At 58.4% G+C, this 17,192-nt stretch carries 17 protein-coding genes and 2 pseudogenes; 18 read left to right on the forward strand and 1 reads right to left on the reverse strand.

Annotated elements, in window-relative coordinates:
- Positions 1–3 precede the first annotated feature (3 nt).
- Positions 4–4,410 (forward strand): DNA-directed RNA polymerase subunit beta', encoded by a 4,407-nt coding sequence (rpoC, locus tag N675_RS07915; RefSeq protein WP_081886943.1) that lies wholly within the window; start codon positions 4–6, stop codon positions 4,408–4,410.
- 78 nt (positions 4,411–4,488) lie between these two features.
- Here rpoC and N675_RS07920 read toward each other — a convergent pair whose 3' ends face one another.
- A complete protein-coding gene (locus tag N675_RS07920; protein ID WP_038038867.1) occupies positions 4,489–6,258 on the reverse strand; it encodes an L-lactate permease in 1,770 nt (589 codons plus the stop codon).
- A gap of 329 nt (positions 6,259–6,587) precedes the next feature.
- Here N675_RS07920 and rpsL point away from each other — a divergent pair, with 329 nt between their 5' ends.
- The 17 genes and pseudogenes from rpsL (at position 6,588) to rplX (ending at position 17,189) form a co-directional block, all read left to right on the forward strand.
- Positions 6,588–7,013 carry a 30S ribosomal protein S12 gene (gene rpsL / locus N675_RS07925; protein WP_038038868.1) on the forward strand — a complete coding sequence of 142 codons (426 nt, stop codon included), beginning with the start codon at positions 6,588–6,590 and terminating at the stop codon, positions 7,011–7,013.
- A 120-nt stretch (positions 7,014–7,133) separates the two neighbouring features.
- A complete protein-coding gene (gene rpsG, locus N675_RS07930; RefSeq protein ID WP_038038869.1) occupies positions 7,134–7,604 on the forward strand; it encodes a 30S ribosomal protein S7 in 471 nt (156 codons plus the stop codon).
- A gap of 56 nt (positions 7,605–7,660) precedes the next feature.
- Entirely contained in the window at positions 7,661–9,781 is a 2,121-nt protein-coding gene (gene fusA, locus N675_RS07935; protein ID WP_038038870.1) for an elongation factor G, read from the forward strand.
- Between the two features lie 27 nt (positions 9,782–9,808).
- Positions 9,809–11,008: an elongation factor Tu gene (gene tuf / locus N675_RS07940; RefSeq protein WP_038038807.1), complete on the forward strand. Its 1,200-nt coding sequence runs from the start codon at positions 9,809–9,811 to the stop codon at positions 11,006–11,008.
- A gap of 25 nt (positions 11,009–11,033) precedes the next feature.
- Entirely contained in the window at positions 11,034–11,354 is a 321-nt protein-coding gene (gene rpsJ, locus N675_RS07945) for a 30S ribosomal protein S10 (protein WP_038038872.1), read from the forward strand.
- Positions 11,355–11,448: 94 nt separating this feature from the next.
- Positions 11,449–12,108, forward strand: a complete 660-nt coding sequence (gene rplC, locus N675_RS07950; protein ID WP_038038874.1) for a 50S ribosomal protein L3 — start codon at positions 11,449–11,451, stop codon at positions 12,106–12,108.
- Positions 12,109–12,125: 17 nt separating this feature from the next.
- Positions 12,126–12,764, forward strand: coding sequence for a 50S ribosomal protein L4 (gene rplD / locus N675_RS07955; protein ID WP_038038875.1), 639 nt, complete (start codon positions 12,126–12,128; stop codon positions 12,762–12,764).
- A gap of 4 nt (positions 12,765–12,768) precedes the next feature.
- Positions 12,769–13,077, forward strand: a complete 309-nt coding sequence (gene rplW / locus N675_RS07960) for a 50S ribosomal protein L23 (RefSeq protein WP_038038876.1) — start codon at positions 12,769–12,771, stop codon at positions 13,075–13,077.
- A 16-nt stretch (positions 13,078–13,093) separates the two neighbouring features.
- A complete protein-coding gene (gene rplB, locus N675_RS07965; protein ID WP_038038877.1) occupies positions 13,094–13,927 on the forward strand; it encodes a 50S ribosomal protein L2 in 834 nt (277 codons plus the stop codon).
- A gap of 18 nt (positions 13,928–13,945) precedes the next feature.
- The gene (gene rpsS / locus N675_RS07970) at positions 13,946–14,236 is read left to right on the forward strand and encodes a 30S ribosomal protein S19 (RefSeq protein WP_038038878.1); all 291 of its coding nucleotides are present in this window, start codon (positions 13,946–13,948) and stop codon (positions 14,234–14,236) included.
- A 27-nt stretch (positions 14,237–14,263) separates the two neighbouring features.
- Positions 14,264–14,608: a 50S ribosomal protein L22 gene (rplV, locus tag N675_RS07975; RefSeq protein ID WP_038038881.1), complete on the forward strand. Its 345-nt coding sequence runs from the start codon at positions 14,264–14,266 to the stop codon at positions 14,606–14,608.
- Between the two features lie 3 nt (positions 14,609–14,611).
- The gene (rpsC, locus tag N675_RS07980) at positions 14,612–15,289 is read left to right on the forward strand and encodes a 30S ribosomal protein S3 (RefSeq protein WP_038038882.1); all 678 of its coding nucleotides are present in this window, start codon (positions 14,612–14,614) and stop codon (positions 15,287–15,289) included.
- 18 nt (positions 15,290–15,307) lie between these two features.
- On the forward strand, positions 15,308–15,748 hold the full coding sequence (gene rplP, locus N675_RS07985) for a 50S ribosomal protein L16 (protein WP_038038885.1): 441 nt from the start codon (positions 15,308–15,310) through the stop codon (positions 15,746–15,748).
- Positions 15,749–15,765: 17 nt separating this feature from the next.
- Positions 15,766–15,972 (forward strand): annotated as a pseudogene (gene rpmC / locus N675_RS14640) (50S ribosomal protein L29); the annotation flags it as partial.
- 155 nt (positions 15,973–16,127) lie between these two features.
- Positions 16,128–16,397, forward strand: a pseudogene (rpsQ, locus tag N675_RS07995) (30S ribosomal protein S17); the annotation flags it as partial.
- A 65-nt stretch (positions 16,398–16,462) separates the two neighbouring features.
- The gene (gene rplN / locus N675_RS08000) at positions 16,463–16,831 is read left to right on the forward strand and encodes a 50S ribosomal protein L14 (protein ID WP_038038889.1); all 369 of its coding nucleotides are present in this window, start codon (positions 16,463–16,465) and stop codon (positions 16,829–16,831) included.
- Between the two features lie 10 nt (positions 16,832–16,841).
- A complete protein-coding gene (gene rplX / locus N675_RS08005) occupies positions 16,842–17,189 on the forward strand; it encodes a 50S ribosomal protein L24 (protein ID WP_038038890.1) in 348 nt (115 codons plus the stop codon).
- The last annotated feature ends 3 nt before the right edge of the window (positions 17,190–17,192 follow it).

Here is a 17,192-nt window from a genome sequence, read left to right on the forward strand (position 1 = left end):
ACAATGACGACTGCAACACGGCAACGACCAGGCCAGCAGCGGGTTCTTGACGTCAACAATTTCGAGGCCATTCGCATTGGGCTTGCATCACCGGAGGCGATCCGCAGCTGGTCGTACGGGGAAGTCGTAAAGCCCGAGACGATCAATTACCGCACGCTGAAGCCCGAGTTCGGTGGACTCTTCTGCGAGCGGATCTTTGGTCCGACCAAGGACTGGGAGTGTTACTGCGGGAAGTATCGCCGCGCACGCTATGCTGGTACCATCTGCGAGAAGTGTGGCGTTGAAGTTACGCGCTCGAAGGTGCGACGGGAGCGGATGGGCCATATCGAACTGGCGGCGCCTGTCGCCCACATCTGGTATGTCCGCGGTACGCCGAGCCGCCTTGGTCTGCTGCTCGATATTACACCGCGAAATCTCGAGCGCGTGCTCTACTTCGCATCGTACCTTGTAACCAAGGTTGATGAAGAGAAAAAGCAGCAACTTATCGAGAGCATTCGCCAGGAGTTGCAGGCTGAGCTGGACGAGCTCGACCATCGCTTTGAGGAAGAGCGTGGGCGATTGCTCGAGCAGCGTGAGGCGGCACTCACGAGCCTGCAATCGGGGCTTGCTCGGCAGCGCGAAGACGCTCTCGCCACACAGCGTGAGGCTGTTGAGCGTGTCCGTGAAGAAGCCAATGCGCTGCGTGCTGAACTGACAGCGCTCCTCCATCAAGCAGCGCCGCGTGACTTCTTCCTGCGTGATCGCCTGATTGTTGCCGAAGGACAAGCGGTCAATGAAGATCGGCTGAATGCTCTCGATGAGGCAGAAGAGTCGTTGATTGCAGCGCTTGAGGCACAGGCTGAGCGCGAGCTTGAGCGGCAAAGTGCGCTCGCTGAAGCGGAAAGTGAGCTTTCACTCTCAAGTATTGATGAACAGTTACAGCGGCTCGAACAGGAGATTGAGCGCCAGAAGAACGACTTGCGTAGCGAGGCTGATGAGCTCATTCGCCAGATCTCCGATATTCGTCCGATGCAAGTGCTGACGGAGCAGCAGTACCGTGATCTGGCGGAGCTGGCTCCCGATGTCTTCGAAGCGCGCATGGGGGCCGAGGCTGTCTATGATGTTGTGTCAAAGATGGATCTCGAGGCACTCTCGCGCGAGCTTCGGGCTGAACTACAGACGACGACCGGACAGCGCCAAAAGAAGATCGTGAAGCGGCTTCGTCTGGTCGAGGCACTGCGCAAGAGCGGGAATCGTCCGGAATGGATGCTGCTGACCGTTCTTCCGGTGCTGCCGCCGGACTTACGTCCAATGGTGCAACTTGATGGTGGCCGCTTCGCGACATCAGATTTGAACGATCTCTATCGCCGGGTGATTAACCGCAACAACCGGCTCAAGCGGCTTATCGAACTCGGTGCACCAGAGATCATCGTCCGCAACGAGAAGCGGATGCTCCAAGAGGCAGTAGATGCCCTAATCGACAATGGCCGCCGAGGACGCGTTGTCTCAGGAAGCAGCAAGCACAAGCTCAAGAGCTTGTCCGACATGCTCAAGGGCAAGCAGGGGCGGTTCCGTCAGAACTTGCTCGGAAAGCGCGTCGATTACTCTGGTCGCTCGGTCATTGTCGTTGGGCCAACGTTGAAGCTCGACGAGTGTGGCTTGCCCAAGCGGATGGCGCTTGAGCTCTTCAAGCCCTTTGTTATGCAGCGTTTGGTGGCGCATGGTTACGCGCACAACATCAAGGCAGCCAAGCGGTTGGTTGAGCGTGTTGATCCAAAAGTCTGGGATGTCCTTGATGAAGTTATCGAAAACTACCTGGTGCTGTTGAACCGTGCACCGACGTTGCACCGGCTTGGTATCCAAGCCTTTAAGGTTAAGCTCATCGAAGGGTCCGCGATTCAGCTGCATCCGCTGGTCTGTGCTGCCTTCAACGCCGACTTCGACGGTGACCAGATGGCGGTGCACGTGCCGCTTTCAGCTGCCGCGCAGCAAGAGGCGCGTGAGCGCATGCTTTCGACACGCAATTTGCTCGACCCGTCTGACGGTGAGCCAGTCATTGCGCCGACACTTGACATCGTGCTTGGCTGTTATGCCATGACGCTGCCAAATCCGGAGGCGAAGGGCGCAGGGAAGGCCTTCTCGAGCCCGGCTGAAGTCATCCTGGCGTATCAGACTGGCCTAGTGGACATCCAAGCGCCGATCAAGGTTCGGTTGTCGCGTGATGGGCAGCCTCCTGAAATTATTGACACGACGGTTGGTCGCGTCATCTTCAACGAGTTGCTGCCACCGCAGCTTGGCTTCTGGAACGAGACAATGGACCGGAAGGTGCTGCGGCGTCTCATCGCGGCTTGCTATCAGCAGGTCGGGCCAGAAGAGACAGCGAAGCTGGCTGATCGCATTAAGGACCTTGGCTTCGATTACGCGACGAAGAGCGGCATTACGATCGGACTGACCGATGTCCACATTCCACCTGAGAAAGCGCAGATCATTGCTGAGGCCGATCAGCGTGTGGCTGACGTGGAGCGGCAGTACCGACGTGGTCTTATTACCGATGCCGAGCGACACCGGGAAATTGTGGCGATCTGGAATGAGGCACGCGACCGGTTGGCTGAAATCGTCGAGCAAAGCCTTGGCGAACAGAACTCGCTCTACATGATGAGTAAGTCGGGAGCCAAGGGTAACATTAACCAGATTAACCAGATGGCCGGAATGCGCGGCCTCATGCTAGACCCACGTGGGAATATCATTGAGCTTCCGATTCGCTCGAACTTCCGTGAAGGGCTCTCCGTCCTCGAGTACTTCATCTCGACGCACGGCGCGCGCAAGGGGCTGGCTGATACCGCGCTTCGTACAGCTGACTCGGGGTACCTCACGCGTCGACTGGTTGACGTTGCTCAAGACGTGATTGTGACGATTGAAGACTGCGGCACCGAGGATGGCATGTGGGTGCGCCTCGTCGACATGCCCGATCAGGATGCGTTTGTTGAGCGGATTGTCGGGCGAGTTGCGGCGCGGCCAGTGGTTGATCCAAAGACGGGCGAGGTCCTCGTCGAACGGAATCAGGAACTCCGCGAGCCGGTTGTCCAGGAGATTTTGGCTCGTGGCATCGATGCCGTCATGATTCGTACTCCGCTCTACTGCACTGCTGACTATGGCGTCTGCCAGCTCTGCTATGGCCGCAACCTTGCAACGGGGCAGATTGTCGAACAAGGCGAAGCGGTTGGCATCATCGCGGCACAGAGTATTGGCGAGCCCGGTACACAGCTCACAATGCGCACCTTCCACATGGGAGGCGTGGCAAGCGAAGACATCACGACCGGTCTGCCGCGTGTCGAAGAGCTCTTCGAGGCTCGTGAGCCAAAGGGTAAGTCGATCATCTCGCGCATCGATGGCGTCGTTGAGGTCATTGAGGATGACCAGGGACGGAAAGTCCGCGTTCGCTCGTCTGACGTCATCTCGGAGCCGGTGCCGATTCCTGCTGGGACGGAGCTGCGAGTAGCGGACGGCGAGGTAGTCACAGTCGGCCAAGTGCTCGGGACAAAGCCAACGGGTGAGCTCATTGTTGCGCCGCTTGAAGGCCAAGTCTTCATTGATGAGGGCGAGCAGACGCTATACATCCGTGCCGAGAAGCATCGGGAAGAGGAATACGTCATTCCGGCAGCTGCACACCTGCTTGTGCAAAGCGGCGACTACGTGACTGCCGGGACGCCGCTAACCGACGGGAACTTGAGCCCAGACGAGCTGCTTGAGACGCTCGGGCGTGACAAGGTCCAGCGCTACATCCTCGACGAAGTACAAAAGGTTTACAAGTCGCAGGGTGTGGTCACGAACGATCGACATATTGAGATCATCATTCGCCAAATGTTGCGCAAGGTTGTTGTGACCGATCCCGGCGACACTGACTTGTTGGTCGGCGAGATGCTCGACCGCACACAGCTCCGCCGCATCAATGAGGAAATTGTGACGCAGGGTGGTGTCCCGGCGACAGCCCAGCTTGTGCTTTTGGGCATCACGAAGGCGTCGCTCGCCACCGAGAGCTGGCTCTCCGCAGCCTCGTTCCAGGAGACCACGCGTGTCCTGACTGAAGCCGCAACGCAAGGGAAGGTCGATTATCTGCGTGGTCTTAAGGAGAACGTCATCATTGGTAAACTGATTCCCGCCGGGTCTGGGTTCTGGGAGCGCAAGAAGAAGCGCGCTGAAGAAGCCTCGTTGAGCCCGCTTGATGAGGTGACCCTGACATCTGTTGCAGCGCAGGCAATCGGGCCACGACGGGGCGAAAGTGCTGGACTACCTGAACTCGATGAGGCCACGCAGAAAGTCTTACGCGAGCAGGCGATGGGGCGACCTGAGACTGGGGCTCCGTCAGCCCAAGCGTCGACTGACGTCCGGAACGAGGACAACACTGAGGAAGAAGAGCGCGACGTGCGTTAGGCGCTCACATAGGCAATGCACGAAGGGGGCTGGCCTCGTTTAGCCAGCCCCCTTCGCTGTTCAATGCCCTTGCATGAGCTAGGGGATCATCCAGGGGAACACATAAGCCTGTAACAGCACAATCAGACCCATAACGCAGGCAAGAACGATACTATGCCAAACGACGGCGCGGAAGATCGGCCCGACCATGCGGTTTCCTTCCTCCGGATCTTCATAACAGGCAGCCGTGGCAACCGTGATACTTTGCGGGTCGATCATCTTACCCATCACGCCGCCCGTGCTATTCGCCGCGGTAATGAGAATCGGATTCAAGCCGAGTTGCTCGGCGGTAATGCGCTGCAGGTTACCAAACAAGGCATTGGATGCCGTATCGGAACCCGCGAGGAAGACACCAAGCCAGCCGAGTAATGCGGCAAAGAATGGATAGAGCGGGCCAACGTGCGTAAACGCAAGGCCTAAGATAGCATCAAGACCTGAATAGCGTGTCAAAAACCCGAGTCCCAGGACCTGCGCAATAGTCAAGACCGGAATCTTCATGCGTCGAGCTGTTCGAACAATCGCGTGCTTCCATTGCTCAGCTGAAAGGCGCAGCCAAAGTCCACTGAGGACTGCTGCGACGAATACCCCAGTTCCTGCTGCCGAGAGCCAGTTGAATCCCCAAATCGCCGATTCGGGCTTGGCGTTCGGTGGTGCAATTGGCGGCGTACGAACGACTTGCTGATGCAGGTAGGGCATCGCAACGTTCACCTTCGTTACGCCCGGGATCAGATTGTCAAAGAACGTCTTAATCTGTGGTGTTCCCCAGATAGCGACGCACGCAATAAGCAGAATCCATGGTACCCAGGCTTCGAACGTCTGCCAGCGTGTGTATGGATAAACATACGCAGCTGGGTCACTCGCTCCACCAGCGGCTGGTTGAGGCTGTCCTTCTCCGCCGACTCTCGTTGCGACACTGCGTTCGCGAGCTAAAAGGAATCGTGTCTTGGGATGCCACACACGGAGGAAGAGCACAACCGCGAGAACAGATGTCAGGCCCGCGATAATGTCAGTGAGCAAGTAAAGTGATGGGACGTTGGATACTAAAAATTGCATGATGGCGAAGACACCACCGGCAACGAGGGTTGCTGGCCATACCTCCCAGACATCGCGCCATGATCCCTTTTCCATGAAGACGAAGGTGGCAACAAGCCAGAACGGAATGAGAATAGAAACAAATGGCAGCTGACGGCCAGCCATTTTGCTTAAAACTTCGGCTGGTAGGCCAGTAACAAGCCCAAGCGTGATGATCGGCGTGCCAATTGCGCCATACGCGACTGGGGCAGTATTCGCGATCAAGTTAAGAATTGCTGATTCAAAAGGACCAAAGCCAAGTCCCACCATCATGGCGCCCGCGATGGCGACTGGGGTGCCAAACCCAGAAGTCCCCTCAATAATTGCGCCGAATGAAAATGCGATAAGTAAGACTTGGAGTCGGCGATCAAATGAGATGTGCGTAATGCTCTCTTTGACAATCTCGAATTTCCCCGTGATCAGCGTGATGGTGTACAAGAACATTGCAGCAACGACGATCCAGATAATACCGATAAACCCTGAGAGAACACCATAGAGAAACGCTGAAATCGCTGAGGGTGCGGGCATGTGGAGAATCCCAACGGCAATAATGAAGGCTGTGAGCCAAGCAAAAAGCGCCGCTACCGGAGCACTGATCCCAAGATGGCGATGTCCTTGTTCGTCGCGATGTGGGTGAAGAGCTAACAGGTAGAGGAGTACAAGAATTGGCAACGCTGCAACGATTGTTGAGAGAAAGGCATTACCAAGAGGGTTATAAACTTGGTGAAAGACGGGCATCTCTTCACTCCTCCCCGGATAGTACAGCCACATTGTCAGCCGCCGTTGCTTACATGTCTCGTGTGATTGGTGTCACCTCCTCTCCATTTCTTGTCTTGAAGGGGACAAGGTACGACAGTCGGATAGTACTTCATCCCAGAAAGATGCTGACAGCGGCAGCCTACGGAGAAAAGGGGACCTTGTCAAGGGGTGCAGAAGCAATGCTGAACAGTGCTTGACGATTGCCGGAATGGCTGCTAGACTTCACCCTTGTGACCTGTCCATGGGTCACGGTAGGTACTTGTGTGCCAGTGAGACGCGGTTATACGGAGAGGGCAACGGAGTAAGCCGTGCCGACGATTAACCAGCTTGTCCGAAAAGGTCGACAGCGGCCGAGGAAGAAGCCGAAGGCTCCAGCGCTGCGGTTCATTAACAGCCGGGTGGGGCGAAACGCGGGAAAGTTGCGCGCGACGCCGAAAGGATCTCCGCAGAAGCGTGGTGTGTGCGTGCAGGTGCGCACCATGACGCCGAAGAAGCCGAACTCTGCGTTGCGCAAGATTGCGCGTGTTCGTCTCACCAATGGTCTTGAGGTCACGGCCTACATCCCGGGTGAGGGGCACAATCTCCAAGAGCACTCGGTTGTGCTGATCCGGGGTGGTCGTGTGAAGGACCTGCCGGGTGTCCGCTACCACATTATCCGTGGTGCTTTGGATGCCAAGGGCGTAGAGAACCGGAAGAAAGGGCGTTCCAAGTACGGGACGAAGAAGCAGAAGTAGGCGCGGCCGCGTGTCACTGAGGACCGACGGGCCGGCACGGAAAAGCGGCGCACGGCGTATTTCGCGTGATGTCCGCTTTTTCATGTCTCTAGTACAGGAGTGAGAGGGAGGCTGAGAGGCATGCCCAGGCGAGCAAAAGTCGAGCGGCGACCCATTCCGCCCGATCCCCGCTATGGTAGTGAGCTCTTGCAGCGTTTTATCAACAAAGTCATGCGTCGTGGCAAGAAGTCGCTCGCTGAGCGGATTGTCTACACCGCGCTCGACCTGGTTGCCCAACGTACTGGCCAGAGCCCGCTCGAGGTCTTCCAGCGGGCTGTGCAAAATGCCATGCCGATCCTTGAGGTGAAGCCGCGACGTGTCGGTGGTGCGACCTATCAGGTTCCGGTGCAAGTTGAGCCCCATCGGCGCGTCTCGCTGGCGATGCGGTGGCTGATCGAGTCGGCCAAGTCTCGCGCCGGAAAAACCATGGCTGAGAAGCTCGCTGCTGAATTAATCGACGCTGCCAACAACACCGGCGCAACCATTAAGCGGCGCGATGATGTCCACCGCATGGCAGAAGCCAACCGTGCGTTCGCGCACTACCGCTGGTAATTCGCGGTCGCTCTAGCGAGGCAACGTGACCAAAGACAATGGTAGTGGGAAGTGATATGAGTACGGTACAGGCACAAGCAGTTGACGAACGGCTCGTCTTGCTCCAGCGGACGAGGAATATCGGTATTATCGCTCATATCGACGCTGGGAAGACGACAACGACCGAGCGCATCCTCTTCTATACGGGTCGGATTCACCGGCCTGGAGAAGTTCACGAAGGCTCGGCCACGATGGACTGGATGATTCAGGAGCGGGAGCGCGGCATCACGATTACTGCTGCCGCGACAACCTGCTTCTGGCGGAACCATCGAATCAACATCATTGACACTCCCGGCCACGTGGACTTCACCGTTGAGGTTGAGCGCTCACTCCGCGTGCTCGATGGTGGTGTCGTGGTCTTTGATGGTGTGCATGGCGTCGAGCCACAGTCCGAAACGGTGTGGCGCCAGGCTGACAAGTATCATGTTCCACGTATTTGCTTCATTAACAAACTCGATCGAGTTGGCGCGAACTTCGAGCGTGCTGTCGACATGATTCGTGAGCGGCTCGGGGCGCGCCCGGCCGTTATTCAGTGGCCTATCGGGTTGGAGTCAGATTTTCGTGGAATCATTGATCTTATCGGTTTTCGGGCGCTGATCTACCATGATGACTTAGGACAGCAGATCGAAGAAACGGCTGTGCCTGAGGATGAGCGTGAGGTTGCTGAACAGTGGCGGCAGCGGCTTATTGAGCAAATCGCTGAGACAAATGAAGAACTCATGCTCAAGTATCTCGAAGGCGAGGAGCTGACGCCGGACGAGCTTCGCGCTGCCCTGCGCGCTGCAACGATCCGCGGCGAGCTCGTGCCGGTCCTCTGTGGTTCAGCCCTCAAGAATAAGGGTGTACAGCCGCTGCTTGACGCTATCGTCGATTATCTTCCGTCGCCACTGGACATTCCTCCAGTGCGGGGAACGCATCCTGCCACTGGGGAGGAGATAACGCGTACAGCTGATCCTGATGGCCCATTTGCGGCCCTGGCATTTAAGATCCAGGCCGATCCGCATGTGGGGCGGTTGACGTACGTACGCGTCTACTCTGGCAAGATCACCTCAGGTTCGTACGTCTATAACTCGACAAAGAATGAGCGCGAACGGGTTTCCCGCTTGCTGCGCATGCACGCGAATCACCGCGAAGAAGTCGATGAGGTTGCGGCGGGTGATATCTGCGCGGTTATTGGGCTGAAGAAGACCTTTACGGGTGATACGCTCTGCGATCCCGAGCAGCCGATTCTACTCGAGGCGATCCAATTCCCTGAGCCGGTGATTTCGGTTGCCGTGGAGCCCAAGACACGCGCCGACCAGGACAAGCTCTCACTGGCCCTCCAGCGGCTAGCGGAAGAGGATCCGACCTTCCGAGTCCGCATTGACCCTGAGAGCGGGCAGACGATCATCAGTGGCATGGGTGAGCTGCACCTTGAAGTCATCGTTGACCGAATGCTCCGTGAATTCCGCGTTGGCGCTAATATCGGTCGCCCGCAGGTGGCGTATAAGGAGACGATCACGCGACCAGTTCGTGTGGAAGGGCGTTTCGTGCGCCAGACTGGTGGGCGTGGTCAGTATGGTCACGTCTGGCTCGAGCTCGAGCCGCTGCCGCGTGGGAGTGGCTTCGTCTTCGAAGACCGGATTGTCGGCGGCGTCGTGCCGAAGGAATTTATCCCAGCTGTTGAGGCCGGTATCCGCGAGGCCATGGAGACCGGCGGCGTAGCCGGCTTCCCAGTGATCGATATCAAGGCCGTCCTCGTCGATGGTTCATACCATGAAGTCGACTCCTCGGAGATGGCGTTTAAGATCGCCGCTGCGATGGCTTTGAGGGAAGGGGTGCGCCGTGGCAACCCGGTCATCCTCGAGCCAATTATGCGGGTTGAGGTAGTGACCCCAGATGAATTCACGGGTGATGTCATCGGTGACCTGAATGCCCGCCGCGGGCGCATCGAAGGCATGGAGATGCGTGCAGGCTCACAGGTCATCCGTGCCTTGGTACCGCTCGCGACAATGTTCGGTTATGCGACTGACCTGCGTTCGATGACGCAAGGTCGCGCAACGTACACTATGCAGTTTGACCACTATGCGCCGTTGCCAGAGAACTTGGCTGCGGAGCTCATTGCAAAGAACGGTAAGTCGGGACAGGCGAACGTCTAATCGAAGGAAGGATCAGGAGGCAGAGCGATGGGGAAGCCGCGGTTTGAGCGGACGAAGCCGCACGTGAACGTTGGGACGATTGGCCATGTGGACCATGGGAAGACGACGTTGACGGCGGCGATCACGAAGGTGTTGAGCTTCAAGGGGTGGGCGAACTACACGCCGTACGATCGGATTGACAAGGCGCCGGAGGAGCGGGCGCGGGGGATTACGATTGCGATCAGCCACGTGGAGTATGAGACGGCCAAGCGGCACTATGCGCACGTAGACTGTCCGGGGCATGCGGACTACATCAAGAACATGATCACGGGCGCGGCGCAGATGGACGGGGCGATTTTGGTGGTGAGTGCGCCGGATGGGCCGATGCCGCAGACGCGGGAGCACATCTTGCTGGCGCGGCAGGTAGAGGTGCCGGCGATTGTGGTGTTTTTGAACAAGGTGGACATGCTGGACGACCCGGAGCTACTGGAGCTGGTGGAGCTGGAGGTGCGGGAGCTGTTGAGCCAGTATGGGTTTCCGGGGGAGAGCGTGCCGGTGGTGCGGGGGTCGGCGCTGAAGGCGCTGGAGTCGAGTGCGACGGATCCGGAGGCGCCGGAGTATGCGCCGATCTGGGAGCTGTTGCGGGTGGTGGATGAGTACATTCCGACGCCGGTGCGGCCGGTGGACCAGCCGTTCCTGATGCCGATCGAGGACGTGTTTGGGATCAAAGGGCGAGGGACGGTGGTGACGGGGCGGATTGAGCGTGGGCGGATCCGGCCTGGGGAGAGTGTGGAGATTGTGGGGCTGGGGCCGACGCGGCAGACGGTGGTGACGTCGATTGAGATGTTCCAGAAGGTGCTGGACGAGGGGGTTGCGGGGGACAACGTGGGGTGCTTGCTGCGGGGGATTGAGCGGGACGAGGTTGCGCGGGGGATGGTGCTGGCGGCGCCGGGGTCGATCACGCCGCACACGCAGTTTCGGGCGGAGGTGTACGTGTTGTCGAAGGAGGAGGGGGGGCGGCACACGCCGTTCTTCAGTGGGTATCGGCCGCAGTTTTACATTCGGACGACGGATGTGACGGGGGAAGTGACGCTGCCGGCTGGGGTAGAGATGGTGATGCCGGGGGACAACGTGAACCTGACGGTGACGTTGGACAAGCCGGTGGCGTTGGAGGCGGGGTCGCGGTTTGCGATTCGGGAAGGTGGGCGCACGGTGGGAGCCGGCGTCGTCACCGAAATCCTGAAGTAAGTCGGACGGTGCAGGGAGGTTGACTATGTCGTCCCGGCGACCGGCGCAGAAAATCCGCATTCGGCTGAAGTCACACGACCACCGCATCCTTGATCAATCTGCTCGGCAGATTGTCGAGACTGCTGAGAGCACGGGGGCGAAGGTCGCGGGGCCGATTCCTTTGCCGACACGGATTGAGCGGTTTACCGTCATCCGCTCACCATTCATTGATAAAGACTCGCAAGAGCACTTTGAGATTCGCACACACAAGCGGCTCATCGATGTGCTCGAGCCGAGTCATGCCACCATTCGTGCGCTCATGCGGCTCACGCTGCCGGCGGGTGTCGATATCGAAATCAAACTCTAGACGCGATAGCCGTAGCGTGGAGATCACGCTCTAGATGGCGGATTGGGCAGCATTGGCTGTCTATGCCGCCGCCTGAGAAGGTCAGGGAGAGCCAATGATCGAGGGATTACTTGGACGTAAACTGGGCATGACCCAGATTTTCGATGAGCAAGGACGGGCAGTTCCCGTCACGGTACTTGAAGTTGGGCCCTGCGTCGTTACGCAGGTCAAGACGGTCGAGCGTGATGGTTACACGGCTGTCCAGCTCGGCTTTGGCCATCGCAAGCGAATCAACAAGCCACTTGCCGGCCATCTGCGAGCGTCGGGGGCGCAACCGCGCTACTTGCGTGAAGTGCGGGTCGATGACCCAGAAAACTTTACCGTTGGACAGGTCATTACGTGTGCTTCGGTTTTCGAAGCGGGTCAACTTGTTGATGTGACTGGCTGGCGTAAAGGGCGCGGCTTTGCGGGCGTCGTCAAGCGACATGGCTTTGGTGGTGGTCCTAAGACGCACGGTCAGTCCGATCGACTGCGGGCGCCGGGTTCGATTGGCCCGACAACAACGCCGGGGCGTGTGCACAAAGGCAAGCGAATGGCCGGGCGCATGGGACCTGCTCGCGTTACCGTTCAGAATCTGCGGGTGATGCGCGTCGATGCTGAACGCAATCTTGTTCTCGTCAAAGGGGCAGTCCCTGGGCCGATCAAGGGGCTGGTCATCGTGCGGCATGCCATCAAACAACGTGAGCGCGAACGCGCTGCCCGAGCGAAGGCCTGAGCGGGAGGGGGCGAGCAGTGCACGTACCAGTGTATGATGTGCAGGGCAACGAAGTTGGGCAGATTGAGCTTTCCGATTACATCTTCGGGATTGAGCCGCACATTCCAGTCATGCATCAAGCGCTTGTGCGGCAGCTCGCGAATGCCCGAGCGGGTACCCATGACACGAAGACTCGGGGCGAAGTCAGCGGTGGCGGGCGAAAACCGTGGCGACAAAAGGGCACAGGGCGGGCTCGCCAAGGAAGTATCCGCGCACCGCATTGGAAAGGCGGCGGCGTTGTCTGGGGCCCGCATCCGCGGAAGTACACAAAACAGATGCCGAAGAAGATGCGGCGCCTGGCGATCCGCTCGGTGCTGTCAGCGAAGCAGCGAGAGCATCAGCTGATCGTCGTTCAGGGGCTTGCTGACGTTGAACCGCGTACGAAGGCAATGCTGGGTGTCCTGTCGCGGTTGCCACTCGCGGATGCTCGCTCAACCCTCATCGTTGTTGATCAACCGCGCGAGAATGTGCGCCGCGGCGCAGGAAACCTGGAAAACGTCAAGGTGCTCATGGCACAGTATATGAATGTGCGCGACGGCCTGAAGTACGAGCGCATGATACTCATGCGCGAGGCCGTTGACGTGATTCATCGGCTCTGGGCGCAGGAGGGGCGGTAACGCGATGGAACTCCATTGGCAAGATGTACTCATCCGCCCGCTCATTACCGAAAAGAATACGCGGATTATGGAGCTGGGGCAGTACATGTTTGAAGTGCACCCAGCGGCGAATAAGACGATCATCAAAGAGGCGGTTGAGCGGACGTTCAATGTGAAAGTGCGCAAAGTAAATACCATGAACGTCCGCGGCAAGGTACGCCGTCGGGTGCGGCGGCGCGGTGGGCCGACGATTGTTGGCCAGGAGCCCAAGCGAAAGAAGGCGATCGTCTCCCTTGAGCCGGGATATACGATCGACCTCTTTAGCCAGCTCTAGGAGACAGGGGCCAGACATGGGTGTGAAAAAGCTCAAGCCAACAACTCCCGGGCGTCGACATATGTCGGTGCTTACCTTTGAGGAAATTACGAAGAAAGAGCCGGAAAAGCGGCTCATCGAGCCGCTGAAGAAGCACGCCGGCCGCAATAACCAGGGGCGGATTACCACCCGTCACCGCGGTGGTGGGAACAAGCGGTTTTATCGAATCATCGATTTTCGGCGTAACAAACATGGTATTCCAGCAAAAGTTGTAGCAATTGAGTACGACCCAAACCGAACAGCGTTTATCGCCCTGCTGCAGTATAAGGATGGTGAAAAGCGCTATATCCTCGCGCCGCTTGGACTGAAGGTCGGGGATGTTGTCCAGTCTGGTCCGGGATCGCCGATTCGTGTTGGGAATGCGCTGCCGCTTCGAGAGATTCCGCTCGGTACCCAGATTCACAACATTGAGCTCTATCCAGGCCGGGGCGGGCAGCTGGTGCGTGCCGCTGGTGCAGCTGCTCAGCTCGTTGCCAAGGGTGACCGCTATGTGCAGGTTCGTCTTCCCTCCGGGGAAGTACGAATGATTCTGGCCGAGTGCATGGCCACAATTGGCCAGGTTGGCAATGTCGATCACGCGAATGTAAGCATCGGCAAAGCAGGACGACGGCGTCACATGGGGTGGCGTCCGGCAGTACGTGGTTCGGCGATGACGCCTCGCGACCATCCGCATGGTGGTGGTGAAGGCAAAGCGCCGATTGGTTTGCCCCATCCGAAGACACCGTGGGGTAAGCCAGCGCTCGGCTATCGGACGCGGCGGAACAAGAAGACTGATCGCTTTATCGTGCGCCGCCGCTACGAAGGCCGCTAGCGAGAGGAGGGAGAAGCGATGGGGCGATCATCGAAGAAGGGTCCGTACATTGACCCCAAGCTGCGCAAGAAGATTGAAGAGCTGAATCGCTCTGGTGAGCGCCGGGTGATTCGAACCTGGGCGCGTGATTGCACGATTTTCCCAGAAATGGTCGGCCACACCATTGCGGTGCATGATGGCCGACGGCACGTACCGATCTACATCACGGAGCAGATGGTTGGGCACCGACTCGGTGAGTTTGCGCCAACGCGTACCTTCCGCGGCCATGGTAAGGACGCGGAGCGGACAACGCGCCGCCGAGCGGCCTAGCGTCCCGAGAAGCGGGTGAGGAGCGTTATGGAAGTGCGGGCATCAGTACGTGAAGTCCGAGTTTCTCCCAAGAAGGCGCGGCTCGTCGTCGACGCCGTGCGCGGCAAGCCGCTGCTGGAGGCGATGGCCATCCTCCGCTTCCTGCCGCAGAAGACCGCGCCAGTTGTGCTCAAGCTGCTCAAGTCGGCGGCTGCAAATGCTGAGCATAACTATGACCTTGATCCCTCGACGCTCTACGTCAAGCGGATCACCGCCGACGACGGGCCACGCTATAAGCGCTGGCGCCCGCATGCACGCGGCCGAGTCGGGCGGAAGTGGCGGCGAACGACGCATATCACCGTCGTGCTCGACGAACTGCGGAAGGGAGCCTAATGTATGGGCCGCAAAGTCCACCCGATCGGCTTTCGTCTCGGCATTGTTCACGACTGGGAATCGAAGTGGTTCGCGGAGAAGGACCGTGCGTATCGCGAGATGCTTCAGGAGGATATCGCGATCCGCTCGGTTATTCAGGACGAGCTTCCGCGAGCCGGTATCTCGCGGATCGAGATTCAGCGCGCAGTGAACCGTGTCGATGTGACGATCCATACGGCGAAGCCGGGTGTTGTTATTGGAAAACAAGGTGCCAATGTTGAACGGCTTCGCCAATTGCTCGAAGCGCGTATCGGGAAGCGGGTTCACCTCAATATCCAAGAGGTACGCAAGCCTGAGCTCGATGCGCGCTTGGTCGCGGAGAGCATTGCTGAACAGATTACGCGGCGCGTTTCCTATCGCCGCGCAATGAAGCATGCGATCGCCCAGGCGCTTCGTGCTGGTGCCAAGGGAGTCAAGATTCGCGTGAAAGGGCGTTTGGGCGGCGCGGAAATGAAGCGGGTTGTCTGGGAAATGGCCGGGCGCGTTCCGCTCCAAACCTTGCGCGCAAACATCGATTACGCTCAGGTCCATGCGCCAACCACGTATGGCCAGATTGGCGTCAAGGTTTGGATTTATCATGGCGACGTCTTGCCTGAGCGCTCGGTTGCGCCGGCTGCCGAGGCAACGGTTGCCGCTGACTAGCGAGGAGGGTAGAGAGTCATGCTTATGCCACGACGTGTCAAATACCGCAAGCAACATCGCTATCGTACCCGCGGCATCGCACTGCGCGGCAATACCGTTGCGTTCGGCGAGTGGGGAATCCAGGCTCTTGAGCCTGCATATGTCACCGCACAGCAAATTGAGGCCGCTCGCCGTGCGATCACGAACGCGGTGCGCCGTGGCGGCAAGATTTGGATTCGGATTTTCCCCGATAAGCCAGTGACGAAGAAACCGGCCGAAACCCGAATGGGAAGCGGGAAAGGAAGCCCAGAGTATTGGATGGATGTTGTCAAGCCTGGGCGTATCCTTTTTGAACTCGCTGGTGTCCGAGAAGACTTGGCAATCGAAGCGTTGACTCGCGCGATCCATAAGCTGCCGTGTAAGTGCCGCATCGTAAAGCGCGAGACAGCGGCCGAGACAACGGTTGCGACTGGAGATTAGGCGAGGGGTGAGCAGCGATGAAAGCAGCCGAATTACGCGCAATGACCAATGAGCAACTGCATCAGCTCCTCGCTGATCTCCGCAGCGAGTGGCGTGACTTGCGCTTCGATGCGGCGCTTGGCCGGTTGACGAATACCATGCGCATTCGCCAAGTGCGCAAGGATATTGCCCGAATCTTGACAATTCTAACTGAGCGCGAGCGCGCGGCGTTGGCTGAGCAAGGGTTGCTCCCACCACCGAAACGAACACGGCGCGAGCGAAAGCTTGCCCGCCAGCGGCAACGAAACTGGCAGGAACATGAACTGCGACGCCAGCGACGGATCGAACAATCGCAGCGTCGGCGCCGTGCGCGGGTTGAAGGAGAGGTAGGGCAGAGCTGATGGAAGCAAGCCAGCACGCGCAGCGTCCAAAACGCCGATTAACCAAGGTTGGACGAGTTGTCTCAGATAAGATGGACAAGACGGTGGTCGTGGCGGTCGATTATTTCCGCCGACACCCACTCTACAAGAAGACTGTACGCCGCACGAGCAAATTCAAGGCACATGATGAGTACAACATGTGCCGTATCGGGGATCTTGTGCTAATTGAGGAAACCCGCCCACTGAGCAAAACCAAGCGCTGGATTGTCCGGCGCATTCTTGAGCGGGCAACGCCGGAAGTTGCCGCTGAGATTGCCGAAGAAGAAGCTGGTGAAGAGGAGGAGGGCGCGAACGCATGATTCAGCCACATACTCGCTTAGTCGTTGCTGACAACACTGGTGCAAAGGAAATCATGTGCATCCGCGTCCTCGGTGGGTCAGCCAAAAAGTATGCGACCGTTGGGGATGTCATTGTGGCTTCCGTAAAGGTTGCCCAGCCAAACTCCGGCGTCAAGAAGGGTGAAGTTGTCCGCGCTGTTGTGGTGCGAACAGCGCAGGGCATTCGGCGCCCTGATGGCTCGCACATTAAGTTCGACGACAATGCCGCGGTGCTGATCACACCACAAGGCACCCCACGCGGGACGCGAATCTTTGGCCCTGTTGCGCGTGAACTGCGCGAGAAGCAATTTATGCGCATCGTCTCGTTGGCGCCAGAAGTGCTGTGAGGGCGCAGACATGGCTGAGAAAATTGTTACGGGCGATGAAGTCATCGTCATTCGCGGCAAAGATAAGGGTGCACGCGGCCGCGTGCGCCAGAACTTGCCGCGCGAAGATCGCGTTATTGTCGAGGGCGTCAATTTAGTGAAGCGGCATCGCCGCGCAACCCCGGGAGTGCAGCAGGCGGGCATTGTCGAGATGGAAGCGCCGCTTCATGTCTCGAAAGTGATGTTAATCTGCCCGCACTGTGGCAAGCCTACTCGTGTTGGCTTCCGCTTTACCGAAAGCGGTGAGAAGGTTCGGTACTGCAAGAAGTGCCAGGCGACGATCGAAAAGCCAACAGCAACCCGGTCGCGCGGCAAGTAGGCC

Source organism: Thermorudis peleae (assembly GCF_000744775.1).
Lineage (GTDB): Bacteria > Chloroflexota > Chloroflexia > Thermomicrobiales > Thermomicrobiaceae > Thermorudis > Thermorudis peleae.